General features: G+C 67.6%; 28 protein-coding genes. 17 read left to right on the top strand and 11 right to left on the bottom strand.

Annotated elements, in window-relative coordinates; translation table 11 throughout:
• The first annotated feature begins 10 nt into the window (after window positions 1-10).
• Together AB0L57_RS07955 and AB0L57_RS07950 are read left to right on the top strand one after the other, a co-directional pair.
• Window positions 11-1,174 carry a YbhN family protein gene (locus AB0L57_RS07955; RefSeq protein ID WP_364958781.1) on the top strand — a complete coding sequence of 388 codons (1,164 nt, stop codon included), beginning with the start codon at window positions 11-13 and terminating at the stop codon, window positions 1,172-1,174.
• A gap of 35 nt (window positions 1,175-1,209) precedes the next feature.
• Entirely contained in the window at window positions 1,210-1,614 is a 405-nt protein-coding gene (locus AB0L57_RS07950; protein WP_364958779.1) for a DUF3054 domain-containing protein, read from the top strand.
• A gap of 10 nt (window positions 1,615-1,624) precedes the next feature.
• On the opposite strand, the gene AB0L57_RS07945 is transcribed toward AB0L57_RS07950, so the two are convergent.
• Window positions 1,625-3,307, bottom strand: coding sequence for an NTF2-like N-terminal transpeptidase domain-containing protein (locus AB0L57_RS07945; RefSeq protein ID WP_364959325.1), 1,683 nt, complete (start codon window positions 3,305-3,307; stop codon window positions 1,625-1,627).
• A gap of 265 nt (window positions 3,308-3,572) precedes the next feature.
• Here AB0L57_RS07945 and AB0L57_RS07940 point away from each other — a divergent pair, with 265 nt between their 5' ends.
• Together AB0L57_RS07940 and aroQ are read left to right on the top strand one after the other, a co-directional pair.
• Window positions 3,573-4,178, top strand: a complete 606-nt coding sequence (locus AB0L57_RS07940; protein ID WP_364958778.1) for a hypothetical protein — start codon at window positions 3,573-3,575, stop codon at window positions 4,176-4,178.
• 55 nt (window positions 4,179-4,233) lie between these two features.
• Complete coding sequence (aroQ, locus tag AB0L57_RS07935; RefSeq protein WP_364958776.1) at window positions 4,234-4,662, top strand: type II 3-dehydroquinate dehydratase; 429 nt, start codon at window positions 4,234-4,236, stop codon at window positions 4,660-4,662.
• A 112-nt stretch (window positions 4,663-4,774) separates the two neighbouring features.
• Here aroQ and AB0L57_RS07930 read toward each other — a convergent pair whose 3' ends face one another.
• On the bottom strand, window positions 4,775-5,923 hold the full coding sequence (locus tag AB0L57_RS07930) for a glycerate kinase (RefSeq protein WP_364958774.1): 1,149 nt from the start codon (window positions 5,921-5,923) through the stop codon (window positions 4,775-4,777).
• A gap of 91 nt (window positions 5,924-6,014) precedes the next feature.
• Complete coding sequence (locus AB0L57_RS07925; protein WP_364958772.1) at window positions 6,015-7,568, bottom strand: alpha/beta fold hydrolase; 1,554 nt, start codon at window positions 7,566-7,568, stop codon at window positions 6,015-6,017.
• A gap of 110 nt (window positions 7,569-7,678) precedes the next feature.
• Here AB0L57_RS07925 and AB0L57_RS07920 point away from each other — a divergent pair, with 110 nt between their 5' ends.
• The 4 genes from AB0L57_RS07920 (at window position 7,679) to AB0L57_RS07905 (ending at window position 10,256) form a co-directional block, all read left to right on the top strand.
• Entirely contained in the window at window positions 7,679-8,008 is a 330-nt protein-coding gene (locus AB0L57_RS07920) for a GNAT family N-acetyltransferase (RefSeq protein ID WP_364958770.1), read from the top strand.
• A gap of 68 nt (window positions 8,009-8,076) precedes the next feature.
• The gene (locus tag AB0L57_RS07915; RefSeq protein ID WP_364958768.1) at window positions 8,077-8,700 is read left to right on the top strand and encodes a YqgE/AlgH family protein; all 624 of its coding nucleotides are present in this window, start codon (window positions 8,077-8,079) and stop codon (window positions 8,698-8,700) included.
• Between the two features lie 78 nt (window positions 8,701-8,778).
• A complete protein-coding gene (locus AB0L57_RS07910; RefSeq protein WP_364958767.1) occupies window positions 8,779-9,315 on the top strand; it encodes a sigma-70 family RNA polymerase sigma factor in 537 nt (178 codons plus the stop codon).
• Window positions 9,312-10,256: a zf-HC2 domain-containing protein gene (locus AB0L57_RS07905; protein WP_364958765.1), complete on the top strand. Its 945-nt coding sequence runs from the start codon at window positions 9,312-9,314 to the stop codon at window positions 10,254-10,256. Before AB0L57_RS07910 ends, AB0L57_RS07905 begins: the two co-directional genes overlap by 4 nt.
• Window positions 10,257-10,267: 11 nt before the next feature.
• Here the strand turns inward: AB0L57_RS07905 and AB0L57_RS07900 are convergent, their stop codons facing one another.
• The 5 genes from AB0L57_RS07900 to AB0L57_RS07880 form a co-directional block, all read right to left on the bottom strand.
• A complete protein-coding gene (locus AB0L57_RS07900) occupies window positions 10,268-10,744 on the bottom strand; it encodes a DUF1772 domain-containing protein (protein WP_364958763.1) in 477 nt (158 codons plus the stop codon).
• Window positions 10,745-10,849: 105 nt separating this feature from the next.
• Complete coding sequence (locus AB0L57_RS07895) at window positions 10,850-11,971, bottom strand: aminotransferase class I/II-fold pyridoxal phosphate-dependent enzyme (RefSeq protein ID WP_364958761.1); 1,122 nt, start codon at window positions 11,969-11,971, stop codon at window positions 10,850-10,852.
• On the bottom strand, window positions 11,968-13,008 hold the full coding sequence (locus AB0L57_RS07890; protein WP_364958760.1) for a 3-oxoacyl-[acyl-carrier-protein] synthase III C-terminal domain-containing protein: 1,041 nt from the start codon (window positions 13,006-13,008) through the stop codon (window positions 11,968-11,970). Before AB0L57_RS07890 ends, AB0L57_RS07895 begins: the two co-directional genes overlap by 4 nt.
• 5 nt (window positions 13,009-13,013) lie before the next feature.
• Complete coding sequence (locus tag AB0L57_RS07885; protein ID WP_364958758.1) at window positions 13,014-13,682, bottom strand: SRPBCC family protein; 669 nt, start codon at window positions 13,680-13,682, stop codon at window positions 13,014-13,016.
• On the bottom strand, window positions 13,679-15,358 hold the full coding sequence (locus AB0L57_RS07880; protein WP_364958756.1) for a thiamine pyrophosphate-binding protein: 1,680 nt from the start codon (window positions 15,356-15,358) through the stop codon (window positions 13,679-13,681). The genes AB0L57_RS07885 and AB0L57_RS07880 overlap by 4 nt, the downstream gene beginning before the upstream one ends.
• A gap of 163 nt (window positions 15,359-15,521) precedes the next feature.
• Here AB0L57_RS07880 and AB0L57_RS07875 point away from each other — a divergent pair, with 163 nt between their 5' ends.
• The 3 genes from AB0L57_RS07875 to AB0L57_RS07865 all read left to right on the top strand — a co-directional run bounded on the left by AB0L57_RS07875 (window position 15,522) and on the right by AB0L57_RS07865 (window position 17,870).
• Complete coding sequence (locus AB0L57_RS07875) at window positions 15,522-16,037, top strand: EXLDI protein (protein WP_364958754.1); 516 nt, start codon at window positions 15,522-15,524, stop codon at window positions 16,035-16,037.
• 133 nt (window positions 16,038-16,170) lie between these two features.
• Window positions 16,171-17,109, top strand: coding sequence for an ATP-binding cassette domain-containing protein (locus tag AB0L57_RS07870; protein ID WP_364958751.1), 939 nt, complete (start codon window positions 16,171-16,173; stop codon window positions 17,107-17,109).
• A complete protein-coding gene (locus AB0L57_RS07865; RefSeq protein ID WP_364958749.1) occupies window positions 17,106-17,870 on the top strand; it encodes an ABC transporter permease in 765 nt (254 codons plus the stop codon). Before AB0L57_RS07870 ends, AB0L57_RS07865 begins: the two co-directional genes overlap by 4 nt.
• A 76-nt stretch (window positions 17,871-17,946) precedes the next feature.
• Here AB0L57_RS07865 and AB0L57_RS07860 read toward each other — a convergent pair whose 3' ends face one another.
• The gene (locus AB0L57_RS07860; RefSeq protein ID WP_364958747.1) at window positions 17,947-18,414 is read right to left on the bottom strand and encodes a hypothetical protein; all 468 of its coding nucleotides are present in this window, start codon (window positions 18,412-18,414) and stop codon (window positions 17,947-17,949) included.
• Window positions 18,415-18,485: 71 nt separating this feature from the next.
• Here AB0L57_RS07860 and AB0L57_RS07855 point away from each other — a divergent pair, with 71 nt between their 5' ends.
• From AB0L57_RS07855 to AB0L57_RS07830, 6 genes are all read left to right on the top strand, one after another.
• Entirely contained in the window at window positions 18,486-18,968 is a 483-nt protein-coding gene (locus AB0L57_RS07855) for a MarR family winged helix-turn-helix transcriptional regulator (protein WP_364958745.1), read from the top strand.
• A gap of 51 nt (window positions 18,969-19,019) precedes the next feature.
• Window positions 19,020-20,369, top strand: a complete 1,350-nt coding sequence (gene gdhA / locus AB0L57_RS07850) for an NADP-specific glutamate dehydrogenase (RefSeq protein WP_364958743.1) — start codon at window positions 19,020-19,022, stop codon at window positions 20,367-20,369.
• A gap of 114 nt (window positions 20,370-20,483) precedes the next feature.
• The gene (locus AB0L57_RS07845) at window positions 20,484-20,885 is read left to right on the top strand and encodes a cupin domain-containing protein (RefSeq protein WP_364958741.1); all 402 of its coding nucleotides are present in this window, start codon (window positions 20,484-20,486) and stop codon (window positions 20,883-20,885) included.
• Window positions 20,886-20,896: 11 nt separating this feature from the next.
• Window positions 20,897-21,232, top strand: coding sequence for a YnfA family protein (locus AB0L57_RS07840; RefSeq protein ID WP_364958739.1), 336 nt, complete (start codon window positions 20,897-20,899; stop codon window positions 21,230-21,232).
• Between the two features lie 22 nt (window positions 21,233-21,254).
• The gene (locus AB0L57_RS07835; RefSeq protein ID WP_364958737.1) at window positions 21,255-22,088 is read left to right on the top strand and encodes a helix-turn-helix domain-containing protein; all 834 of its coding nucleotides are present in this window, start codon (window positions 21,255-21,257) and stop codon (window positions 22,086-22,088) included.
• A gap of 94 nt (window positions 22,089-22,182) precedes the next feature.
• The gene (locus AB0L57_RS07830; RefSeq protein WP_364958735.1) at window positions 22,183-22,956 is read left to right on the top strand and encodes a class I SAM-dependent methyltransferase; all 774 of its coding nucleotides are present in this window, start codon (window positions 22,183-22,185) and stop codon (window positions 22,954-22,956) included.
• Here the strand turns inward: AB0L57_RS07830 and AB0L57_RS07825 are convergent.
• Window positions 22,950-23,642 (bottom strand): haloacid dehalogenase-like hydrolase, encoded by a 693-nt coding sequence (locus tag AB0L57_RS07825; protein ID WP_364958733.1) that lies wholly within the window; start codon window positions 23,640-23,642, stop codon window positions 22,950-22,952. The genes AB0L57_RS07830 and AB0L57_RS07825 overlap by 7 nt on opposite strands.
• Window positions 23,585-23,989, bottom strand: coding sequence for an SdpI family protein (locus tag AB0L57_RS07820; RefSeq protein ID WP_364958731.1), 405 nt, complete (start codon window positions 23,987-23,989; stop codon window positions 23,585-23,587). The genes AB0L57_RS07825 and AB0L57_RS07820 overlap by 58 nt, the downstream gene beginning before the upstream one ends.
• Window positions 23,990-24,011: the final 22 nt, after the last annotated feature.

The raw sequence follows: 24,011 nt of genomic DNA, 5'->3' as shown, positions 1-24,011 counted from the left end.
GCTGGAGTCCGTGACCGCCCAAGCTCGACCAGCCGGCGATCCCGCGCCGCCCGCTCGCCGCAGATTTCGCTGGTTGAAATGGGTCCTCGGCGTTGCCCTGTCGGCGTTGCTCATCGCCGAGGGCATTTACCTCTGGCCCCGCCTGCACGATTCCTGGCGCACTCTCACCGAGATCCACTGGGGCTGGGTGGCGCTGTGCATCGTGATGCAGGCCGTATCGATGAGCGGATTCGGCCGCATCCAGAAGCGGCTGCTGCACGCCGGTGGCGTGGATGTCTCACAGCGGGCATCGGTTTCGGTGGTGTACGGCGCCACCGCGATGTCGGTATCGCTGCCGGCCGGGCAGGTGTTCTCCACCGCGTTCACCTACCGCCAGACCCGGCGCTGGGGTGCGAGCCCGGTGGTGGCGTCCTGGCAGTTGCTGATGTCGGGCGTGGTCGCCACGGCCGGCATGCTGCTGCTGGGCGTGGGCGGCGCCTTCCTGGTGGGCAACCGGGTGGGCCCGTGGAAGCTGGTGCTCACCCTCGGCGCGGTGGCGCTGCTGGTGTGGGCGGGCAAGTACATCTCCGGGAATCCCGGTGTGCTGCAAGCCCTCGTCCGACGCGGGGTTCGCCTGGTCAACCGGGTTCGCCGGCATCCACCCGAAGACGGTATGGACCGCGTCGACGATGCTCTGCACCAGCTGGAATCGGTTGATCTGGGTCGCCGCGACGCGGCGTGGGTCGCGCTCTGGGCGGTCGTGCACCGGCTCGGTGATGTGGCCTGTCTGGGTGCCGCCTGCTACGCGGTCGGCGCGGATCCGCGCTGGGCGGGCCTGCTGATCGCGTTCAGCGTGGGCAAAGCGGTCGGCACGATCCCGTTCGCGCCCGGTGGCATCGTCTACGTCGACGCCACGCTGCTGGCCAGCCTCACCGCCGCGGCGGGGCTGCCGTTCGCACAGGCCGTTGCCGCGGCCTTCGTCTATCGCCTGGTGAGTTTCATTCTGGTCGCGATCATCGGCTGGATCGTCGTCGCCTTCCGCTTCCGCAATCCACAGGCCGGCGATGCGGAGTTCGAGCAGGAATTCGAACAGCGCTCGTCGCTGATCACCGAGCCGCGCCGCGGCGAACAGCCGCGGGACCAGCGTGACGAGTCCCCGGACTCGGCCGAACCGGACGGTGAAGCGCCCGCCTGAGCCGGGTGGACGACCCGCTCACTACCCTGGCGCCCGTGAGGAAATTGCTGCCGCTGGTGATCGATGTCGTATTGGTGATCGTGTTCTGCGCGATCGGTCGGCGCAGTCACGACGAGGCGATCGCGGCCGGTCTGCTGCGAACTGTCTGGCCGTTCGCCACGGGCCTGCTGATCGGCTGGCTGCTCGCCTTGATCATCGCCGGGCGCCTCCGCACGCCCACCCGATTCGATGGCGGCGGCGCCCTGTGGCCCACCGGTGTGGTGGTGTGGTTGTCGACGTTGATCGGCGGCATGGTGCTGCGGGTGATCAGCGGTCAGGGCACCGCGGTGAGCTTCGTCGTGGTCGCCGCGACCGTGCTGGCGGTCTTCCTGTTGGGCTGGCGCGCCATACGGCTGTTGATCACACGGCGCATGCAAGTCACCGGCGCGTCTGCGAACTGAGCGCCGGAAACTACTTGTTGTCGTCCGGGGCCGCCAGCGATTGCAGCATCCGCGCCGCCATCCGTGAGGTCGCGTCACTGCTGTCGATATCGCTGATGTGGATGGCGAAGGCCAGGTCACCGGCATTCGCCAGCATCCAGCCGTCGTTGCCCGCATCGGTGGCGAACGCGGTGACACCGGCGTAACGGCTCACCGTCACCTCGTGCGGGCGAGCAGTGGCATCCCGCAGCATGCCGCGCAGTTTGTCCACCACATCGCCGGACAGCGGGTCGAGTTTCGCCTCCGTGGTGCTGGGACGTCCGATCTCGATCATCGGTGGCGCCACCGAACCGCGGGCGATGGTCGCCGCCGCGATGGCCATCCCGAACGGGCTCGCGAGAATCGGATCGTTGGTGCCCTGTTTGACCTGCTCCACCCCGCGACCGGCAATGGGCAGCCGACCCGTGGTCTCTTCCAGGCCCGGCACCTTGAAGCCGATACCCACACCGAGACTCGCCGCCGCCTCGGCCGCATCCTGTACCGAAACGTCCTGCGGTGCCTTCTTCTTGGTGATGGCCGCGACCGCCTTGAACAACTCGCTCGCCCCGCCGACCGGATAGGTGCCGGTGAAGGCGGGCGCGCCCTGGGCGCTGGCGTAGTTGTTCTGCGCCGCCGCGACCACCGCACCGGTGGACGGCTGGATCGCCACGATGGATGCCGCGGTACCGACGCTCACCACCGCGTCCTCGGCCGCACGCTGCAGTTTCTGGTCCATGGTCGAGGCGATATCGGGTCCGGGCGGGCCCTGGTAACCGGCGAGCTGGGTGACCATCTTGCCGTCGGGTTCGAACAGCTGCACACCCCAGCCGGCGTGCTCGTCACGGTTTTCCTGCCAGACCTTCTGCAGCGCGTCGGTCATCGGCGACCACACCCGGCGGTCGGCGACGATCAGTCTCGGCTGCTTCTCCATCACGACGCCCGGAATGGCGGCCATCCGGGGCTCCAGGATGGCGAAATCGTCCTCACGCAGGCTCACCGCCGTGACGGGCCGGCCCTTCGCCTCGGCCAGCTGCTGCATCAGCGATCCGCCGGTGATCAGCGGCGCGACCGGCGAAATGGCATCGGCCAGCGCATTGGTCGTCGCGACCGGGTCCTGCGTCTTGGCGGGATCGACCTTGATGACATTGATGGTCTGCTGAGTGAGCAGCGGTTGCCCATCGTTGTCGTTGACCGTCGGCGCCGGCGTCGCCTCGGTGCGCACCAGTTTCACCGTGCGCTTGTAATCCAGTTGTGGCATCACAACGGTGGGATCCCAGGAGATCCGCCACCCGATCGCGAGTTTGCGGAGATTGCCCTGCAGGTCGTAGGACCAATCCTTACCCGGCCCGAAATTCCACGACGCCTTCAGATTGAACATCGCCGAATCGGCATCGAGGCCGATGAATTGGACCAGCTTGTAATCCGGCTTACCGGGCTGCAGTCCGTCGAACATCGATTTCAGAGTGCTTTCGGCGCCGGAGGGGTACGACGTCAGCGCCGCGGCGCCGGCGGCGTCGCGATCGTCCATTAGCTGGGTGAAATGCTCGACGACCGCTTGGGGCCCACTCGGGGCCCGGTGAAAATCGCACGAACCGATCACGATTGCCAGGACAGCAACTCCCACTAGTGCCACTGCGCCCCGAACGCGAAAGCGGCGGGATCCCCACACATCCATGTCGCCCACTCTTCACTCTTGTCACTCCAGCAACAAGACCAACGGTACCCGAAGGAGTTGCCCTCGGTACCACCTTGACACCGACCGCATTCTCCATGCTCAGCGACCACAATAGTGCCCGATCATCGACATGCGTCGCACCCGGTCTCCGAAATCGTGACCCGTGTTCCACATTGCGTCCGCTCACAGCGAAACACCCATGACCACCATTCGGCGTAATCTTGTAATCACTGTTACAGAGCAAGTATCGCAGTGAGGACATGTCATGAGACACGGACACGGACGCGGATTCGGCCGTCCCGGCGGCTGGCAGCAGGCCGACCTTCCCGATGCCGCAGATTCTCCGGACTGGTTCGCCGGAAGGTTGCCAAGCGAGTGGTTCAGCGGTCCCGCGACCATCGAGATCGACCGCGACGAGATCGTGGTGATCGGCGAATTGGCCATCGCGGAAAGTGAATCCGAGACCGAACAATCCATTGGAACCGACGGCCCCGCGGCGAAATCCGGCCCGTCCCGCGCGACCATCGACGGCACGATCGCCCGGTTCCGTGAATCGACCCGCCCGGCCCGGATGCAGATCGCCCAGGAGGCGCAGGCCCGTTACGGCCGCAATGTGGCTTGGGGTGTTTCGGTGAACGGTGAACGCACGTTGTTCACGCATTTGTCGGTGCCGGTGATGACCCGGCTGCGGCAGCCCGAACGCAAGGTCCTCGACACCCTGGTCGACGCCGGAGTCGCCCGGTCCCGCGCCGACGCGCTGGCGTGGACGGTGAAATTGGCGGGCCAGCATGCCGAGGAGTGGCTCGAGGAGTTGCGTTCGGCGATGCGCAAGGTCGACGACCTGCGTGCCGAGGGGCCGCGCGGGCTGTGACCGGTGCGCCGGGCGGGCGGGCCGAACCCGCCCCGTGCCGGACTAGGGTGTGGGCATGGCCCCGATTCTCGTGCTCAACGGCCCGAACCTGAACATGCTCGGTACCCGCCAGCCCGAGGTGTACGGCTCGGACACACTCGACGACATCGTCGGACTGTGCCGCGCGACCGCCGCTCGGTTCGATCGCGAGATCACCGCCTTCCAGTCGAATGCCGAAGGGGCGCTGATCGATCGGATCCACGCGGCGCGAGGTGCGGAGGCCGGGATCGTGATCAATCCCGGTGGTCTCACGCACACCTCGGTCGCCCTCCGCGACGCGCTGGTGATTCCGGAGGTGCCGATCGTGGAGGTGCACATCTCGAATGTGCATGCCCGCGAGGAATTCCGGCACCACTCCTACATCTCACCGATCGCCACCGCGGTGATCGCTGGAATGGGGATCCAGGGCTACGCGGCGGCGGTCGAATTCCTCTGCACCCGCTGATCGGTCCCACCGGGCTTCCCCGGGTCGACTTGGCCGCGACGCCGAAGCCCTTGGAGCAGTGGGGAGAACGGCCGCGACGCGGGCTCCACCGCCGTACCGGCGTGAGCCGTCATCAGCTCAGATAGTCGGTGGCGAGGCGGGCGCCCAGTTCCTCGAGGAGGGCGGCGGCGTCGGCGACGGACCGTGCCGGGTCGGGTTCCAGCTCGGCCAGTGCGTAGCAGCGGTCGAATCCGGCGGCGCGCAGTTGTTCCGGCGTCAGGTCGCAGCGCCCTGCCACGGCCACCACCGTCGCCCCGGCCTCGCGTGCGGCCGCGGCGACGCCGGCGGGCGCCTTCCCACGCAGGGTCTGCTCGTCGAGCGCACCCTCACCGGTGACCACCAGATCCGCGCCCCGGACGCGGCCGGCGAAGTCGATCAGCTCGAGGATGGCCTCGATACCCGGCCGCGGCCGGGCGCCGAGGACGGCCATGGCCCCGAATCCGGTGCCGCCGGCCGCGCCCGCACCGGGATGTTCGGCCCAGTCGGTCGCACGGGCGGCCGGGCGCGCCGCACCGCTGGATTCGATCAATTCGGCCCAATTCGTCAGCGCCGCTTCCAGTTCCACGCACTGCTGCCGGTCGGCGCCCTTCTGGGGCCCGAAGACGGCCACCGCACCGTGCGCGCCGAGCAGCGGATTGTCGACATCACTGGCGAGTACGAAAGTGGTCTCGGCGATCGCGGGATGCAGCTCGGAGTAATCGATGCGCCGGGCGCCCGCCAATGCCGCCGCACCCCTGGCCGATTCGTCGCCACGCGCATCGACGATCCGCAGCCCCAATGCCTGCAACATGCCGGCGCCACCGTCGGACGAGGCGCTGCCGCCCACCGCGAGCACGATCTCGCGCAGTCCCCGATCGAGAGCATGGCGGATCAGCACTCCGAGTCCGTAGGTTCCGGCATGCATCGGATCGAGTTGGCCACCGGGCAGTTTCACCAGGCCCACCACCTCGGCCAGTTCGACGACCGCGATCTCGCCCCGCACCGCGTAGCTCGCCGTGGACGGCAGACCGGTGGGCCCGACCGCATCGGCCGACACCCGCTCCCAGCCCGCCGCGACGAACGCGTCGACCGTGCCGTCCCCGCCGTCGGCCACCGGCAGCTCCAGCACCTCGGCATCCGGCGCCACCCGGCCGATTCCGGCGGCCAGGGCCGCGACCACCTCGGGCGCGGTGAGCGAACCTTTGAACTTGTCCGGCGCCAGCACCACTCGTCTCGGCGTCATCGCGACCCCATCTCGTCGAAAAGCGTCCGGTCACCCACTGTATTGGTCCCGGGCCGCGCCGATCGCAGGGCGTATCGGCCGAGGACACGGTTCACCGCAACGGCGCCTGATCCACCTGATCGATACTCACCGCCCCGGTGCGCAGATAGGTCAGCACCGCGTCGTCGAGTGGCGTGTTGCCGCGCCCGAAGGTGCCGTGATCGCCACCGGCGACGGTGATCAGGTGACCGTGCAGCGCGGATGCCATCGCGGGGCCACCCGGGAACGGGGTCATCGCGTCGTGGCTGCTCTGCAGGATCAGCGGGGCGGTCGCGAGACCGTGATCGGCCACGGCCACCGGCTCGGTCACCGGATCCCAATCGGCACAGGCCAATCCGCTGCGAACCAGATCGGCGCGGGCATCCAGGGCATTTCCGCCCGAGGCGACGATCGCGGCCGCCGAACCGATGGCGTCCATCCGGGCCGGCACCGCGTTCTCGTTACAGGTGATCGCGGAGAACAACGCCTGCCCGGTGGGATCGGTGGACGCCGCACCCGCGATGGCCCGCAACCGCCGCAGATCCGACGGTTCCGCGTTCGCCTCGGACATGGCCTGCGCCAGGCTCGGCCAGAAACCCCGGGTGTAGGAGGCCACCGTCGTGGCCGAAACCAGCGGTACCTGCGCCGACGCGCCACCGGATGTCAACGCGCGCACCAGGTTCTGTGCCTGGAACAGCTGTTCGGCCCCCACGTTCAGACCGGCACTCGCCACCGCCGCCAGCGGCGCGGGCAGTTCCCGGGGCAGATCCGCGGCCGAGACCGGCGGCGGCGTCAGATTGGCGTACCAGCCACCACCTTGTGCCGACACCAGCCGCACCCAGGTCTGATACACCCGCAGGGGTGAATCCCCGAGGTGATACCGGCTGTCGTGTTCGGCGAGCCAGCCGAACAGGTCGTCGAGCCGCTGCTTACCGGCGAGCTGCTGTTGCGCGAACTGTTCGGTCCACACCCACTGCGGATCGACGTTCGAATCCAGCACCATCCGCCCGACGTGCTCCGGGAACAGCGTCGCGTAGACCGCACCCAGATAGGTTCCGTACGAGACACCCAGGAAATCGATGCGATCCAGTCCGAGTGCCGCGCGCACGGAGTCGATGTCGCGGGCGGTGTTCTCGGTGGTGATGGTGCGCAGATATCCGGGCTGGGCGGTGTCGCAGGCCTTCTGCAGGGGTTCGCGACCGCCGCCGTCGGCGATCGCGGTACCGCAGTTCAGCGGGCTGGACCAGCGCAGGCCGCGTGGCTGGACAGCCACCAGATCGTAGTGTTCGACCAGTTCCTTCGGCAGTTGCGCCAGCCGCGCGCCCCAGTAGTCGAGCGCATCCGCACCCGGCCCGCCGGGATTGGCGAAGAGGGTGCCGTATCGCTGCGCACCGGCTCGAATCCGGCTGACCGTCACATCGATTCGCGGCCCGTCCACCGCCGCGTGGTCGCGCGGCACCGAGATCACGGCACACTGCGCGGGATGCCGGTCGGCGATCGCACCGGCCGGGCAGTCCCCGAAATCGGCGGCGGCGTGCGCCGTGGCCGGAACGATCGCGGTGCTGAGTCCCGCCGCCAGTGCCGCGACGGCCGCCAGCCGTGCCGCAGGTCGTACCCGTCGTCGCATCGGCGCCGTCCCGTCTGTTCCGCTCGAACCCCTGCATTCTCGCCACCGCGGACGATCGCGACAACTCGAACGATGTGCGGCCGACGATCAGCAGGTCATAGGATCGGAAAATGACGCCGGGCCAGCAGCGCACGACCGAGATCCGTGACAACACCGCTCTCGACCGATTCGAACTGTATGTCGACGGACAACACGCCGGAGTGGCCTCCTATCAGGACACCGCTGCCGAGCGAGCCTTCGTGCACACCGAGATCTATCCACAGTTCGAGGGACAGGGTCTGGGCCGCCTGCTCGTGCAGGGCGCCCTGGACCGATCCGTGGAACAGGGATTCGGGGTGCTGCCCCTGTGCCCGATGGTGCATCATTTCGTCGAGTCCAGGCCGCGGTATCTGGCCATGGTTCCGCAGTGGGCGCGGGAGCGATTCGGCCTGCCGCAGTGATGGGCGCGCACCCGCTTCGATTCGCCGCGCGGCGGTAAAACCAGCGCAAGCCTCGCGACGGTGCGATGATGGCTAGCGTGGCACGCGCAGAGGAACACGGCGACCGCCCCAAACGTGAATCCAGGCACGAAGAACAGGTGGTGCGGCCCGGCACTTTGTTGGTCTCGGCGACAGAGTTGGTCGAGCCCACCTTCCGGCGCACCGTGATCTACATCGTCGAACACAACGATGCGGGCAGTCTCGGTGTCGTCCTGAACCGACCGAGCGAGACCGCCGTGCAGGATGTCCTGCCACGCTGGTCCGATCTCGCCGCCCGCCCACGCACGCTGTACGTGGGCGGACCCGTGAAACGGGATTCGGCGCTGTGCCTGACCACGCTCCGGGTCGGCGCATCGATCGACGGCATCCGTGGCCTGCGCCGCGTCGACGGCCGGGTGGCACTGCTGGATCTGGACTCCGATCCGGATGCGATCGGACCGCTGATCGAGGGTGTCCGGATTTTCGCCGGATACGCCGGCTGGACGTTCGGCCAGCTGGAAGGTGAGCTGGAGCGTGGCGACTGGATGGTGTTGTCCGCGCTGCCGTCGGACCCGCTGGCCGGGCGCACCGATCTGTGGGCGCATGTACTGCGCCGACAGCCGCTGCCGCTGTCCATGCTGGCGACCCACCCCATCGAACTAGAACGCAATTGATTACGTATCCACAGAGTGTGGTCACCCAGCGCTCGCCTCGACGGAGGCGGCGGATACGACGGGCGGGCGTCGCCGCCGATGTCTGACTCGGCGATTCCTCCCGTCGATGCCGCGCCCGCCAGGGCGCAACTGTTGCGTGCGCTCTACGACGAGCACGCGCCCGCCCTGTGGCGATATACCTACAGCCTGGTCGGCGATGCCGGGCGGGCCGAGGACATCGTGCAGGAGACGCTGCTGCGGGCGTGGCAGCGGCCGCAGGTACTCGATCAATCGACCTCCTCGGCCCGGGCGTGGCTGTTCACCGTCGCCCGGCATCTGGCGGTCGACGAGTTCCGCAGTGCCCGTCATCGCCGCGAATACGGCACGGACACGCCGCCTGAACAGGCGACGGTGGATGAGGCCGAACGCGCGGTGGACAGCTGGCTGATCGCCGACGCGCTGGCCCGGCTGAGTACCGATCATCGCGAGGTCATCGTGCGGGCCTACTACCGTGGCCTGTCGACCCAGCAGATCGCGAACGAACTGACCATTCCCGAGGGCACGGTCAAATCCCGGATGCACTACGGGATGCGAGCGTTGCGTTCGGCCCTACAGGAGATGGGGGTGACGAAGTGACATCGGCGGATTCCGACTCACCCGACGAATATGCGACCTGGGATGCCCCGTATGTACTCGGCGCCCTCGACCAGGAGCAACGACTCGCCTACGAGAACCATCTGATCGATTGCGTGGACTGCCGCGCGGCGGTCGCCGAACTGTCCGGACTGCCGGGGCTGTTGAGCCGGGTGCCCGGTGATGTCGCCCTGTCGCTGACCGACGAGGTCGAGCCGGCCGGATCGCGGACGGCCGCCCCGGTATTCGGGGATGCGGGTTTCGAGGCGCTGCTGGACCGGGTGCGCGCCGCCGAGCAGAACGGGTCCGCGGACGCCGGCGGCATACTGCCGTTCGAGGCGGGCCGCACCGCACCGCCGCCGGAACCACCGCGCCCGGCCGGACCGACCGCCACCGACACCGGCAGTGCCGCGGCGCCAGAGGGCTCCGCCGAGCCGGATGCCGGTGCTCAGCGTCCGGACGACACCGTGGCCTCGCTCGACGCCGCCCGCGAACGTAAACGGCGCCGCAACACGGGCTGGGGGATATTCGCGGGTGCCGTCGCTGCGGCCGCCGCCGCGGTGGCGATCACGATCCCTGCCACCATCACGATCACTCAGCAGCAGGAGCATCCGCCCACCACCCAGCAGCAGGTGCTGCAACGGCAGATGGATCAGGTGGTGCCCTCCCCGATCACCGCCAATTTCAGTCTCACCCCGGTGGAATCCGGCACTCGCGTCAACATGTCGTGCAACTACGCGCCCTCCGACACCGACTACAACTGGGACGGCGCGCTCTGGGTCGTGCACACCGACGGCACCCAATCGATGCTCGCGCAGTGGACTGCTCACCCGGGCCAGGACATCACCGCGGACGGTATCACCTCGGTACCGCCGGACAAGATCAGCTCGGTCGAAATCCGTTCCAGCACAACGAATCAGGTCTTCCTGCGCGGGACGGTATAACACGCCGGGCCTCAGAGCAGGATCAGCGCGGTGCACAGTCCGGTGAGCGCCACGGCCTGCAGGCCGACCCGGAAGCCGAGGATGCTGTCCCACTTGTCCTGCAGGGCGCGGGCATTCGCGGGGATCACACCGGACATCGCGGCGGCGGTCTGCGCGGTGTTGATGGGTTTGGCGATCGTGACGTACAAGCCCAGCCAGCCCAGCAGCGCCACCAGCGCGATGCCCGCGGCGACCGCGCCGCCGGCGCTGCCCGCGATCACCGCCAAGACAACGGTGAGGACGGTGGCGATCACCCCGCCCGCGCCGGCGAAGGGCATCCGTCGATCGCCGTAGTAGTGGCCCCAGCCCGCGGATGTCGTGACCGTCGCGTCGTCGAGTTTGCGATAGACGGACCGCATGATCAGTGCGGCGCAGAAATCGGTGCCGTACACGATGCCGTTGGTCAGGACGGCGAGTACGGCGAGGACCTGTGCGGATGTGATGAGCATGATGGCTGGACTCCTAGTCTGCATCTAGCGTTGCTAGCTTCATGAGCAACAGTATATGCACTCAACTAGATTGTCTAGCGTTGCTAGATCAGCAGATCGCGAAGCTCACCGGCCGGAGCACGTTCCGGTTCCCGGACATCCGTGCGGCTGCCGGACCGGCCACCGGGCGATCGATTCGTCGTGCCCGGCCCGGCCGGGACGTCCGGATCCGGACCACCCGTCGAAGGCATGTAGTACCGCGATGCCGGCGCGCGGATCACCCACCGCGATCCGCGCGCTGCCGTCGCGATATCCCTTGGCCGCGATTCCGGCGCTCGCCAAGGCCGCGTGGACGCCCGGTCCGGGCAGATAGAGGAAGTTCCCGCGACTGCGCGGAACATCGATACCTCTGCGCCGCAGCGCTGTTCGCAATCCCTCCCGCTCGGCGGCGATGTCGCGGATGCGCCCGGCCAGCTCCGCCGAGGCGGCATAGCAGGCCCGCACCGCCTCGACCGCGTACTCGGGCGTTCCGAATGGCAGCTGCAGCCGCCGTATCCGCGCGATCTGCTCCGGCGCGCCGAAGGCGTAACCGATCCGCAATCCAGCCAATCCGTAGGCCTTCGAAAAGGTGCGCAGGACCAGGAGGTTCGGATGCCGGGCGACGAGTTCACAGGTATCGACCCGCTCGTCCTCGGCCAGGAATTCCACATAGGCCTCGTCCAGAATCACCGGAACATGACGCGGGACGGCCGGCAAGAATGCGCGCAGCTCCGCGGCCGCCGGTACGGTCCCGGTCGGATTGTGCGGGCGGCACACCGCGACCAGCGCGGTGCGTTCGCCGACCGCACGCGCCATCGCCGCGAAATTCTGCTCACCCGACGAATCCAACGGCACGGCAACCGATTCCAAGCCGGCCATCGCCGCCATGATGGGGTACCCGTCGAAGGTCGGGCTCGCGAACACCATCTGCCGCCCCGGTCCGGATACGGTCTGCATGATCTGCAGCACCACACCGGTGGCGCCCGCACCCACCACCACCCGGTCGGTATCCACACCGAGGTGGGCGGCGATCACCGCGGGTAGTCGATGCGGCAAGAACTCGGGATACCGATTCGCCCGGCGCAAGCTGGCGTTCACCGATTCGAGCACCGAAGGCAGTGGCGGAAAGGGATTTTCGCTCAGGGTCAGATCGAAGACGTCGCATGGCAAGGGCTGCGTGCCGACGGGTTCGCGGGCGTGCGGGGTCATCCCGCGGCACCCCAGCGCACCGCGGCGGCGGCCGCGAAATCACCCGCGTGGGCGAAAGCGGACAGCAGGACGATCGAACCGTTGCGCAGCCGGCCCGCCCGGTTCTCGACATCGAGCGTGACGGGAATGCCGGCGGCGAACAGATTTCCGCAGCGATCGAAGGTGTCGGGATGCCGTTCGGGCGGCAGTTCCAGTGCATCGTGCCAATTGCGCAGGAACAGCCGATTCGGCTGATTGGTGACGAAGGTGTCGATATCGCGGCCCTTCACCCCGATGTGATCGCACACCGCCAGCGCCAGTTCCGGCACGAGCCGATTCCCGCGAGCGAACACTTTGGTCACCTTCGATTCGGTGAAACTCACACAGCCCTGTCCCTCCCCGGGCTCCCAGTACTTGCGGTCCGAACCGGTGCTGAAATCCATATCGCCGGCGAATTCGGGGAACGTGCGGCATTCGATATCCAGGATCGGCGCGGAATTGTTCTTGGCCAGCAACCCCACTCCGCATCCGTCACCTGGTACCGGCGCCTGCGCGAGTGTGCGGATCTCGGTCTGCGTGAACACCGGTCCCGCGGTGTTCTGGGTCGTCGCGATCAGCGCGGTCCGCGCGTCGGTGGTCTGCAGGATCATCCGCGCCAGCATCATCATGTGGATGAACGCCGCACAACCACCGTTGTGCACATCGAAGACCCACTTCGGATTCATCCCGAGCCGGCGGGCCACCTCCGGCCCGGCGCCCAGCACGGGATTGTCGGGCAATTGGGTGTGCGTTATCAGCACATCGATATCGGCGAGCACATCGGGGCCGTGCCGATCGCGCAAGGGCGCCACCGCGGATTCGACCATGTCGACGGCGGTTTCGTCGCGCCCACGGTGATGGCGCGCCTTGGGGGCGCGGAACATGACGTTCTTCGCCATTCGCTCCGAGCGCGAGAACCGGGTGAAATACTCGGTGCCCACCGGCTCGCCGGGCAGATAGCAGGACACATCGACGAGGCTCACCGGTGCGAGCGTCAGGGTGGGATCGGTGAAGTCCACGGGTGTCACCTCATCCATTCGGGGGTGATCGGAAGTCCGTGCGCGGCACGGTATTCGGCAATCGCCTTCAGATTGTCCAATTCCAGGCGATGGCCGGCGGCGAACATCTCCCAGAAATCGCCGACCCACACCGTGCGGCCCGGCGGCGCGGCATCGGGATAGGGATTCTCGTCGTAGAACCGGTGGTGGCAATTGGTCCACAGCACCACCGATCCGGGCTTGCCGAAGACGACCTGCGCGTCCACGACCCGCATCAGGTAGATCATCCACAGGTGTTCGCCCTGATCCCAGGCACAGTGGTAATCGACGGTCATCGCATCCGGGTTCGCCACCGTCCGGGTGAAGATCCGGGTGTTCTTTCCCAGGCGGTCACAGGACTCCCACAGCCCGGGAGTATCGGTCTCCGTGAAACCGCGCAGACTGTAGGTCCACTCTTCGAGACTCAGTGTGTGCGAGAGGTATTCGTACAATTCCCGGGGCGGGACGGCGATGTAGTCCTGAACCGGGCAGAACTGCCCGAAGACCTGATCGTGCGGATAGACCGAACGCAACATGTCCATGATGACCGGCGTGGTCTCCTCCCGATCGGAATTCTCGATGCGTAGTAGTCCCGGAATGACCCGATGCGGCAGATCCGGAAGATCGCCGAGGGCAGGTGCGGTGCTGGTGGTCACGGGTTGCTCCTCGAGGCGGACAGGAAGGGGATGAACGGCGGTATCTCGTCGGCATCGCAATCGATCGAGACGAAGGACGGCCCCGGGGTCCGCAGACAGTTCCCCAGGACGGTGGTGAGTTCCGCACGGGTGCGCGGTGTGAAGGACGGCAGCCCGGGGAACATCGCCGCGATGCCGGCGCCGAGATGAGCCTTGTGAAATCTGTTGAAGCTGTAGCGATCTCCGTAGAACAACTGCTCCCTGGTGACGCACATGGCGTGTGCCGAGTTGTCGAGTACGACGAAGGTCACCGGCAGGCCGTACTGGATGGCGGTGTGTATCTCCATTCCGTGCATGTAGAAGGCGCCGTCACCGGCGACGACCACCGTGCGGCGTTCACTGCCGTCGGGTCTGCGCCGGCGGGCGAAACAGGATCCGATCGCGGCGCCGAAGGCATACCCCATTCCGCCCATTCCGAGGGCGACCACGAAGCGGCCGCCGCGCGGGGGGCGCAGATGATGCACCACCGAGGCGCCGGTGTTACCCGCATCGGCGAATACATCGATATCGGAAGGCAGTGCGGCATTGAGTGTTTCGACGATATCCCGATATCGCAGGCCGGGGCCTTCGGCCGGTGGGACCGGCAGCGGACTCGGATCCGGCGGCGGATCGGCGTGGCGTCGCGCCCCGTCACCGAGTCCCGATGTCAACACCAGCTCACGCAGTGTGGTGGCGAGATCGGTGCTGGTGGCGTGCACCGCTGGGACATACGGTGGTTCGGCGCCGACCGAAGCCGTCGACGCGCCCAGCACCGATTCCAGTCCGGCGCGGGCGGTGACCGGCATCCGGGTTCCGACCAGCAGGCACAGTGCACTGCCACGCAGGGCATCGACCAGTTCCTGATGTCCCATGCTGCCGGCGACGCCGAGGAATCCGTGTTCGTCGCAGCCGTAGACATCCTTGGCATCGGGTGCCACACCCACGCCAGCGTCGAGAACCGCTGCCAGCTCACGCAATTCGGCGCGGGCGTCGTCGCGCGCGACCTGGGCTCCGGCGATGATCACCACCTTGCCGATCGCCCGTGCGGCCCGCAACCCCTCCGACAGCCGGGCGATGCCGAACTCGTCCCGGCCGTGCACCCGATCCGGTGCGATGAACGGGGTCACGGCACCGATGTCGGCCTGCTGAATATCTTTGGGCAGCAACAGCACCGCGGGCCCACCGGCCCGCGCGGCGGCGACCGCGCGGGACAGGTGTTCCGGTAGTGACGCCGGTGACCGTACTCGCGCGCAGTACAGCGATATGGTGTCGAAAAGGCGTGCGGCATCGAATGTTCCGGCTCGCCCGCTGGAATCCTGAAAGGCCCCCCGGCCCTCCTGATCGGTGGGCGCCTGACCCACCAGAGCCAGCACCGGAACCCGGGATGCGTGCGATTCTGCCAGTCCCGCAACGAGATTCATCGCACCACCGCCGGAGGTCGCACATACCACGCCGATCCCCGAGGTGGAGCGTGCATAGCCGTCGGCCATGGTGGCGGCGGCGAACTCGTGCTTGGCCACCACCGCGGTGACCCGGTCCGCGGCGTCGTACGCGGCATCATAGAGATCCTCGATATTGGCGCCGTCGACGCCGAAGATATGTCGCACGCCCAGCCCCGACACGGCCCGGACCAGATAGTCGACCACTCGTGACGGCATCGCCGCTCCTTCCCGCGGAGTGCATCCGCTCACCGGCATTCCACTGCCGGGCCGAACGCGTTCAGGGGAGATACGAAGCACGGGCCCGGCCGGTTCACCGAAACAGGAAACCGGTCTCGAGCAGGCTCTTGTGTGTATGTATACATCTACGTATAGTGATGCCATGCCCAACAAGACCGTGTACGTCTCCGACGACGACCTCCCCCTGTTCCAGCGAGCTCAAGAGCTGGTCGGCGGCAATCTGTCGGGCGCGATCGTGACGGCCCTGCGGCGCTACATCGAACTCGAGGAAGGCCGAGCGGCCGGATTCGACGAGGTGGTCCTGCGGGTCGGCCACAACGGCGCCCGGCAGGTGCGCTTCTCCGGCCGGCTACTCACCGAGGCCTCCGAGATGGGCAGCGAAGCCTACGAGCGCTTTCGGGTCTTCCACACCCGGAAGGGCAAATACGTGGTGCACCAGCAGCGTTCGGATTGGTCGGACTACCCCACCGATACCAATTGGCTCGCGGACCTCACCAACTGGCGCCGGATGCTCGGAGTCACCGATCCGGACTGGGGCGAATTCACCATGGACATCTACGACGCACCCTCCGATCTGAAAGGCAAGATCCCCGACAAACTGTACGAACGGATCAGTGATCTGTCGGACCATCCGCAGATCGAGGACCTCGACATCTGATCCGCCGCGGCGGCCACCGAACCGCCTCGGCACCAACATAATTCGACAACTCCCACCCTTGTCCGCCGAATACGAGCGGACACGGCTCAGCCGAACCATGCATTCATCCCTATCTATTCATGAAAGGACGGCCATGCGCGCACCCGCCATTTCCGTCACCGGACTCCGGAAATCCTTCGGTGATCAGGTGGTTCTCGACGGAATCGACCTCACGGTCGCCGAGGGCACGATCTTCGCCCTGCTCGGCCCCAACGGCGCCGGCAAGACCACCACCGTGCACATCCTGTCGACCCTGACCCGGCCCGACGACGGCCTCCTACGCGTCGGCGGCCACGATCCCGTCGCCGACGCCGATTCCGTCCGTGCCGCCATCGGTGTGACCGGTCAGTTCTCGGCGGTCGACGAGCTGCTCACCGGACGCGAGAACCTGCTGCTGATGGCCGATCTACACCATCTGCCCCGCACCGAGGGCCGGCGCATCGCCAACGATCTGCTGCACCGATTCGACCTCGTCGGCGCCGCGGACAAGGTGGTGAGCGGCTACTCCGGCGGGATGACCCGGCGGCTGGATCTGGCGATGACGCTGGTCGGCGATCCGCGCATCATCTTCCTCGACGAACCCACGGTGGGCCTGGACCCGCGTAGCCGGCGCGGAATGTGGGACATCATCCGCGAACTCGTCGCCGGGGGCGTCACGATCTTGCTCACCACGCAGTATCTGGACGAGGCCGACGAGCTCGCCGGACGGATCGCGGTACTCGATCACGGCCGCATCGTCGCCGAGGGCACAGCCGACCAGCTCAAACGGCTGGTGCCGGGTGGACACATCCGGCTCACCTTCGACGACGACACCCGATTGCGGGCCGCGGCCGATCTGCTCGGCGGCACCATCGAGGACTCGACCCTCGCGGTGCCCTCCGACGGCGGTGTCGCCTCACTGCGCGCGGTGCTGGAGCGGCTCGATTCGGCCGATATCGAACCCGAGGGCCTGGCCGTGCACACCCCGAACCTCGACGACGTCTTCCTCAGCCTCACCGGCCAGTCCGCACCCGAGAAGGAAACCGCACGATGACAACTCACGCACTCGCCGATTCCCGCACCATGCTGCGGCGGAATCTGGTGCACGCCAAGCGATATCCCGCCATGACCATCGGCGTGGTGATCATGCCCGTGCTCCTGCTGCTGATGTTCAACTACATCTTCGGCGGCGCGCTGGAGAAGGCGGCGGGCGGGCACTACATCGACTACATCGTGCCCGGGATGATGCTCATGATCCCGGCCTACCTGGTCGTCGGCGTCGCGGTCGGGATCGCCTCGGATATGACCAAGGGCATCGTGAACAGGTTCCGGACCATGCCCATGGCGCATTCGTCGATCCTGACCGGTCAGGTGATCGGTACCGTCATCCAGGGTGTGCTCGGCGTCGGGCTGATGGTCGCCGTGGCCGCACTCATCGGCTTCCGCTCCGATGCCGGCGCGCTGGAGTGGGTGGCCGCCTTCGGACTGATCGCCCTGGCGATATTCGGATTGGCTTGGCTCGGTGCGGGTTTCGGACTCGCCGCCAAGACTCCCGAAAGCGCCAGCAACACGCCCACCGTGATCGTGTTCCTGCCCTTCCTCGGCAGCGGCCTGGTCCCGACCGACACCATGCCCGCCGGCGTCCGCCAGTTCGCCGAATTCCAGCCCTTCACTCCGATGACGGAGACCCTGCGCGGACTGCTGATGGGTACGGCGATCGGCTGGAACGGTGTCGGCGCCCTGGCCTGGTGCATCGGCTTCGCGGTGGTCGGCTATCTGTGGTCACGATCGCTGTTCCGCCGCAAGACCAACTGAGCGTTTCGATCCACCGCGGCGGCACCCCGGGCCCAGCGCCCGAGGGTGCTGCCGCGCCGTCCGGGTGGATCCGCGCTCATTCCTCCTGCGCGGCACAGGCATCCACGTTGGCGGCGACGCGGCGTAACAGCTCGAGCAGCGTCCGGAATTCGGCTTCGGAGAAGCCGCGCATGATCGCCAGCCGTGCCGCGTGAACCCGATCGGATGCCTCGGCATGCAGCTCGGCGCCCGCATCGGTGAGGGCGTAGCGCCCGGAGGCGTCGGTGGCGACCACACCACGCCGAGCCAGCACCGCGAGGTGGGATTCGATCGCGACGTCGTCTTCGGCGAACGGCGCCAGGGCGTCGACCACCGCGGCGGCATCGATCGGACCGTGCGCGACGGTGTTGAGAATCTGCCACGACCGCCGGTCCAGGCCCAGCTCCCCCACCGCGGCAGCGAGATTGCCCTCGAGCCCGTTGTGGATGTGCTTCAGCCAATACCCGAAGGGTTTCGGCACCTCGGACTCGTCCCGCGGATGCGCGGCCCACGAAGCCGTATCCATCGGATCACCTCTCAAATAGTTGTCTTTTTACATTTAAATGTAATTTAGCATCTATCTGTAGGATGACAAGTATGAGCGGCGACGACGCAGTGGCGGCCATCGAGCGGGCGATGGTCGCGATTCGGCGCAGCCAGACCCGCCGTGCCCTCAAACGCCTGGTCACCCCATCCGAGACCGCTGTCGACCCCACCACCTTCGGAGTCCTCGATGCCGTCGAAGCACGCGAGGACGCGGCCACGGTCGGTGACATCGCCCAAGCCCTCGATATCGATCAGCCCCGCGCCAGTCGCCTGGTCGCGCGCGCGGTGGCCGACGGACTGCTGCGCCGTGAGGCCGATCAGCACGACGCCCGTCGCGTCCTGCTGCGCCTGACACCCTCCGCACGCAGTGCCCTGGACGCCGCGCACCGGTCCCGCCGGGCGGCGTTCGCCCGCACCACCGCGGACTGGGACGCGGGCGAGCTGGCCGAATTCGCCCGGCTACTCACGAAATTCGTCGAGGACCACGGGCGCGGGACCACCACACCGGACGCAGGTGTCGCACAACGGACGTGAGAACGTATCGACGACACCTCCTCTGGCACCGATGACACGAAGGAGTGCCCCATGGCCGCCCTCGACGAGAAGCTGCAGGACATCTACACCGATGTGCTGCGGCGCAACCCCGGCGAATCCGAATTCCACCAGGCGGTGCGCGAGGTGCTCGACAGCCTCGGTCCCGTCGTCGCCAAACATCCCCAGTACGTCGACGCGGCGGTGATCGGCCGGCTGTGCGAACCCGAACGACAGATCATCTTCCGGGTGCCGTGGCTGGACGACAACGGAACCGTGCAGATCAATCGGGGTTTCCGGGTGGAGTTCAACTCGGCGCTCGGGCCGTACAAGGGCGGACTGCGGTTCCATCCCTCGGTGTATCTGGGCATCGTGAAATTCCTCGGATTCGAGCAGATCTTCAAGAACTCACTCACCGGGATGCCGATCGGCGGCGGCAAGGGCGGATCCGACTTCGATCCGAAGGGGCGGTCCGATGCGGAGGTGATGCGCTTCTGCCAGTCCTTCATGACCGAGCTGTATCGGCACATCGGCGAGTACACCGATGTGCCGGCAGGCGATATCGGTGTCGGCGGGCGGGAGATCGGCTACCTGTTCGGCCAGTACAAACGCATCACCAACCGCTACGAATCGGGTGTGCTCACGGGTAAGGGGCTGAGCTGGGGCGGTTCCCAGGTCCGGCCCGAGGCCACCGGCTACGGAACCGTGTTCTTCACCGAACAGATCCTGGATCGGCGCGGCGAGAGTTTCGAGGGGAAACGCGTCGTGATCTCCGGCTCCGGGAACGTCGCGATCTACGCCGTGGAGAAGGTGCATCAGCTGGGCGGCAGCGTGGTCGCGGTATCGGATTCCACCGGCCACGTCATCGACGACAAGGGCATCGATCTCGACCTGCTGAAGGAGATCAAGAACGGCCGCCGCGGCCGCATCAGCGAGTACGCCGAATCCAAGGGCGGCCCGGCCTATTTCGTGGAATCCGGGTCGATCTGGCAGGTCCCCTGCGATATCGCCCTGCCCTGCGCGACCCAGAACGAACTCAACGGCGCCGATGCCCGCGCCCTGATCGCCGGCGGCTGCACCATCGTCGCCGAGGGCGCGAACATGCCCTGCACCCCCGACGCCACCCGCCTGCTCAGCGAGGCCGGGGTCACCTTCGCCCCCGGGAAGGCGGCCAACGCCGGTGGTGTCGCCACCAGCGCTCTCGAGATGCAGCAGAACGCCTCCCGCGATTCGTGGAGCTTCGAGCACACCGAGGCGCGGCTGGAGAAGATCATGCGCGATATCCACGACCGCTGCCTGGAAACCGCCGAAGAGTACGGAACACCGGGAGATTACGTGGCCGGCGCGAATATCGCGGGCTTCACCCAGGTCGCCGACGCGATGCTCGCGCTGGGCATCGTGTAGGAGCGCACCCGGTTCCGGTTCCGCACACGATCGGTGACACCGGCCGCCCGCCGCGGCGTGCTGTTCCGGAGCGGCGGTCGCCCGCTCGTCCCGTCCGTTCGACATGATCGAGGTATGACGCTCTTCGGACGCGAACCTCGCGGTTTCCGGCCGAACCCGGCCCCGGCCGTGGGGACGCGCAGCCGGATACTGTTGCGATTCCGCGTGCCCGGCTGGGACCTGATCGTTCGGCAGACCATTGTCGAACCAGGCGGGGACAGCGGGTGGCACTATCACGACGGCACGCTGTTCGTGCTGGTCACGGGCAGCACCCTGTCGCATCCCGGGCTCGATTGTGTGCCGGTGAGTTACCGTCCGGGCCGGATGTTCCGCGAACCCGCCGGCCGTGCGCACGCGCACACCGCTCGGAATCGGACGCGAAAGCCGTTGCGGCTCACTGTTGTCCATCTTCGCCCGAAGGGCAGCCCGCTGTCACGCCCGGTACCGGGACCCGAATGCGACAGGACGGTTTCGTAGGCTCGGCGTTCGTGACCGTCTTACGCTCGATCGTGTTGTTCGTCCTGGCCGCCGTCGCCGAGATCGGCGGGGCGTGGCTGGTGTGGCAGGGCGTGCGGGAACATCGCGGCTGGGGGTGGATGGGCGCCGGAGTGATCGCGCTCGGTATCTACGGGTTCGTCGCCACGCTGCAGCCGGACGCGAATTTCGGGCGGATCCTCGCCGCCTACGGCGGAGTGTTCGTCGCGGGATCGCTGCTGTGGGCCGTCGTCTTCGACAAGTTCCGGCCGGATCGCTGGGATCTGACGGGCGCGGCGTTGTGCCTGCTCGGGGTCGCGGTGATCATGTACGCGCCGCGCGGGAGCTGAACAGCACTCGTACCATGGCGATATGCCGGTCGAGCAGGTCCAGATCGCCGGGGCTGTGCTGGATGTCGCGGTCCCCGAGCGGTCGTATCCGGGTGTGTCCATGGCCGGATTCCGGGGGAAGACGCCGGATCCCGTCGAATTGCAGATGATTCCCTACCCCGCCAGCACCCTGTTCCTGGACTTCGGTGATGCGCTGCTCACCGATGACAACAACGGGACGCAGCGACGAGGCAGTGTCGTCGTGGGGCTCGCCACCGGCACCCTGCACGGTTCGGGGCGCGATGTCGATGTGCTGCAGGTGCGATTGTCGCCGGTCGTGGCCCACGCGGTGCTGGGACCGGGGGCCGATATCGGCGCCGCGGTCCTCACCCTCGAGGATCTGTGGGGGCGCGACGCCGAGCGAACCGAGGAGCGATTGCGTGCCACCACCTCGTGGGAGGAACGGTTCGCGATCGTGCACCGCGTGCTCGCCCGGCAATCCGGCGCGGGCCGCGCGGTGGACCGGGAGGTCGCCTTCACCTGGTCGCGCATGGTGGCGACGCGTGGGCAGGTCCGGATCGAACAGCTCGCCGACGAGGTGGGCTGGAGCCGGCAGCGGTTGTGGTCCCGCTTCCGGGCGCAGGTCGGCCTCACCCCCAAGTACGCGGCGCGGCTGATTCGATTCGACCATGCGGCTCATCGGCTGGCCGCCGGGCACAGCGCCGCGACGGTCGCGGCCGACGGCGGATTCACGGATCAATCCCACCTGCATCACGATGTGACGGCCTTCGCCGGAATGAGTACATCGGCGGTCGCCGAGGCGCTGTGGCTCGTGGTCGACCCGGTCGCCTGGCCGGCGCGGATTCCGCGAACCTGAAGCCCGACATTTCTCCAAGACGTGGCCGGTCCGGCCGGGAATGCTGGCGGCAAGCGAGCACGGCCCACACCACTGCGAGGTATCGATGGTCGAGATGAGCACTGCCGTCCCGGTTCGGCACGGGGACTACGGCATCGATGGCGATTTCCGGGTGGTATCGGCGCGCGGCCAGGCCGCGATCATCACCGCGATCATCGTGGCGCTGCTCGTGCTGACGGTCGTCGCGGCCGTGGGCGGATGGACCGTCCTCGCTGTCGTCACGGCCCTGCTGGCACTGGCGATCGCGCTGGTCACAGCGTCGTACCTGTGGACGACCCGGGCCGGGAAGTTCCGGGCGTGGGCCCGGGTCCTCGGTGATCTCCAGTTGCGTGGCGACGAACACGTATTGGATTTGGGCTGCGGCCGCGGTGCGGTGCTATTGATGGCGGCGCAGCTGCTGCCGCGGGGACGAGCGGTCGGCATAGATCTGTGGCGCGCCGATCAGACCGGCAACGGGCCGGAGGTCACCCTGCGCAATGCCGAACGCGAGGGGGTGACGGGCCGTGTCGAGGTGGTGACCGGCGATGTGACCCGACTTCCGTTCGACGACAACACATTCGACGTGGTGCTCAGCAGTCTGGTGATACACAACATCCCGTCCGCGGCCGACCGGCAGACCGCCATCGACGAGGCCGTACGCGTCCTGCGCCCCGGCGGCCGCCTCGCCGTCGCCGACCTGCTCGCCACCGGTCGGCATCGCGCCCGCCTGCGGGAGCTGGGACTGACCGAGGTGCGACGGCGGAATCTGGGCCCGCACATGTGGTGGCTGGGGCCGCTGATACCCACCCGACTCGTCACCGCCACCAAACCCGGTGAAAAATCTCAATGATCGAGGGTGACCTCTGCGGCGAACCCCGACCACCAGCGGGGAAATTCGGCGAGATCGGATAGCACGACATCGGCGCCGGCCGCGGTCAGTTCGTCCCGCGAGCAGGGGCCGGTGGCCACACCGACGGCAACCGCTGCCGCGGCGCGGGCACCACGAATATCGCCGATGTGGTCGCCGACGTACACCGTCGCGTCGTGCTCGCGCAGGGCCTCGGCCTTCTGCTCGGCCCAGAGATCACCGATCACCGCGTCGGCGGCGAGGTCCAGATGGGCGAGGTGCAGTTTCGCATTCGGCTCGTATTTGCCGGTCACCACGATCACGCGGCCGCCGCGGGCGTGTACGGCAGCCAGCGCGGCATACGCGCCGGGCATCGCCACCGTGCCGGTGATCGCGTGCTGGGGATACAGCTGCCGGTACCGCGCGGCCATGGCCGGTATCTCGTCGGCGGGGAACCAGTTGGCGAGTTCGTGTTCCAGCGGCGGGCCGAGGCGGCCGACGACCAGTTCTGCGTCGATCGGCACACCCGTCTCGGCGGACAGTTCCTCGTAGCAGGCGCCGATACCGGGACGCGAGTCGATCAGCGTCATGTCGAGGTCGAAACCGACCGTGACGCCGGAGCGGCGGGAACTCAATTCGCGGGCTGGCAGGCGTCGCGCAGCGAGCAGGATCCGCACGAGCTGCCGCATCCGCCGGTCTCCGCGGGAACCAGACCGGCGATGGCCTCATTGGCCGCGTTGACACCGGCGCCGAGGGTGAACAAGGCGATGACCAACGCCACGACCGTGGCGATCACACCCGCCCACACGCCCGCCACCAGCACGATCGCCCCAGCGGCGGCCAGCAGGACACCGGCACCGACCGAGGTCGGCCCCGCCACCCGATTGGCGACCCGATAGGTCTCCTCGGTGCGGACCGCATCCTCGGTGTGCACACCGAAGAACCGATTGGGGGGCAGCGTGCCGGTCAACCCGAGAATCCCGGTGACAACGGCCACAGCCGCCAGCAGAAACAGGAGGATCGCGACCACGAACACTCGCACGACGGTACTCCGGTAT

Origin of the sequence: Nocardia sp. NPDC052254, assembly GCF_040679495.1 — a bacterium.
In the GTDB taxonomy this organism is placed as follows: domain Bacteria; phylum Actinomycetota; class Actinomycetes; order Mycobacteriales; family Mycobacteriaceae; genus Nocardia.
The sequence above is the reverse complement of the archived record's forward strand: the minus strand, read 5'-3'. Positions and strand labels throughout refer to the sequence as shown.

What these genes read in the sequence shown, in the direction of transcription:
- AB0L57_RS07945 (WP_364959325.1), bottom strand. Translation starts at nt 3,307, where the DNA reads ATGGATGTGTGGGGATCCCGCCGCTTTCGCGTTCGGGGCGCAGTGGCA.
- AB0L57_RS07830 (WP_364958735.1), top strand. Translation starts at nt 22,183, where the DNA reads ATGAGCACTGCCGTCCCGGTTCGGCACGGGGACTACGGCATCGATGGC.
- AB0L57_RS07900 (WP_364958763.1), bottom strand. Translation starts at nt 10,744, where the DNA reads ATGCTCATCACATCCGCACAGGTCCTCGCCGTACTCGCCGTCCTGACC.
- AB0L57_RS07910 (WP_364958767.1), top strand. Translation starts at nt 8,779, where the DNA reads ATGTCTGACTCGGCGATTCCTCCCGTCGATGCCGCGCCCGCCAGGGCG.
- AB0L57_RS07845 (WP_364958741.1), top strand. Translation starts at nt 20,484, where the DNA reads ATGACGCTCTTCGGACGCGAACCTCGCGGTTTCCGGCCGAACCCGGCC.
- AB0L57_RS07825 (WP_364958733.1), bottom strand. Translation starts at nt 23,642, where the DNA reads ATGCGGCAGCTCGTGCGGATCCTGCTCGCTGCGCGACGCCTGCCAGCC.
- AB0L57_RS07915 (WP_364958768.1), top strand. Translation starts at nt 8,077, where the DNA reads ATGGCTAGCGTGGCACGCGCAGAGGAACACGGCGACCGCCCCAAACGT.
- AB0L57_RS07880 (WP_364958756.1), bottom strand. Translation starts at nt 15,358, where the DNA reads ATGCCGTCACGAGTGGTCGACTATCTGGTCCGGGCCGTGTCGGGGCTG.
- AB0L57_RS07860 (WP_364958747.1), bottom strand. Translation starts at nt 18,414, where the DNA reads ATGGATACGGCTTCGTGGGCCGCGCATCCGCGGGACGAGTCCGAGGTG.
- AB0L57_RS07920 (WP_364958770.1), top strand. Translation starts at nt 7,679, where the DNA reads ATGACGCCGGGCCAGCAGCGCACGACCGAGATCCGTGACAACACCGCT.
- AB0L57_RS07930 (WP_364958774.1), bottom strand. Translation starts at nt 5,923, where the DNA reads ATGACGCCGAGACGAGTGGTGCTGGCGCCGGACAAGTTCAAAGGTTCG.
- AB0L57_RS07940 (WP_364958778.1), top strand. Translation starts at nt 3,573, where the DNA reads ATGAGACACGGACACGGACGCGGATTCGGCCGTCCCGGCGGCTGGCAG.
- AB0L57_RS07925 (WP_364958772.1), bottom strand. Translation starts at nt 7,568, where the DNA reads ATGCGACGACGGGTACGACCTGCGGCACGGCTGGCGGCCGTCGCGGCA.
- AB0L57_RS07895 (WP_364958761.1), bottom strand. Translation starts at nt 11,971, where the DNA reads ATGACCCCGCACGCCCGCGAACCCGTCGGCACGCAGCCCTTGCCATGC.
- AB0L57_RS07870 (WP_364958751.1), top strand. Translation starts at nt 16,171, where the DNA reads ATGCGCGCACCCGCCATTTCCGTCACCGGACTCCGGAAATCCTTCGGT.
- gdhA (WP_364958743.1), top strand. Translation starts at nt 19,020, where the DNA reads ATGGCCGCCCTCGACGAGAAGCTGCAGGACATCTACACCGATGTGCTG.
- AB0L57_RS07855 (WP_364958745.1), top strand. Translation starts at nt 18,486, where the DNA reads ATGAGCGGCGACGACGCAGTGGCGGCCATCGAGCGGGCGATGGTCGCG.
- AB0L57_RS07865 (WP_364958749.1), top strand. Translation starts at nt 17,106, where the DNA reads ATGACAACTCACGCACTCGCCGATTCCCGCACCATGCTGCGGCGGAAT.
- aroQ (WP_364958776.1), top strand. Translation starts at nt 4,234, where the DNA reads ATGGCCCCGATTCTCGTGCTCAACGGCCCGAACCTGAACATGCTCGGT.
- AB0L57_RS07835 (WP_364958737.1), top strand. Translation starts at nt 21,255, where the DNA reads ATGCCGGTCGAGCAGGTCCAGATCGCCGGGGCTGTGCTGGATGTCGCG.
- AB0L57_RS07875 (WP_364958754.1), top strand. Translation starts at nt 15,522, where the DNA reads ATGCCCAACAAGACCGTGTACGTCTCCGACGACGACCTCCCCCTGTTC.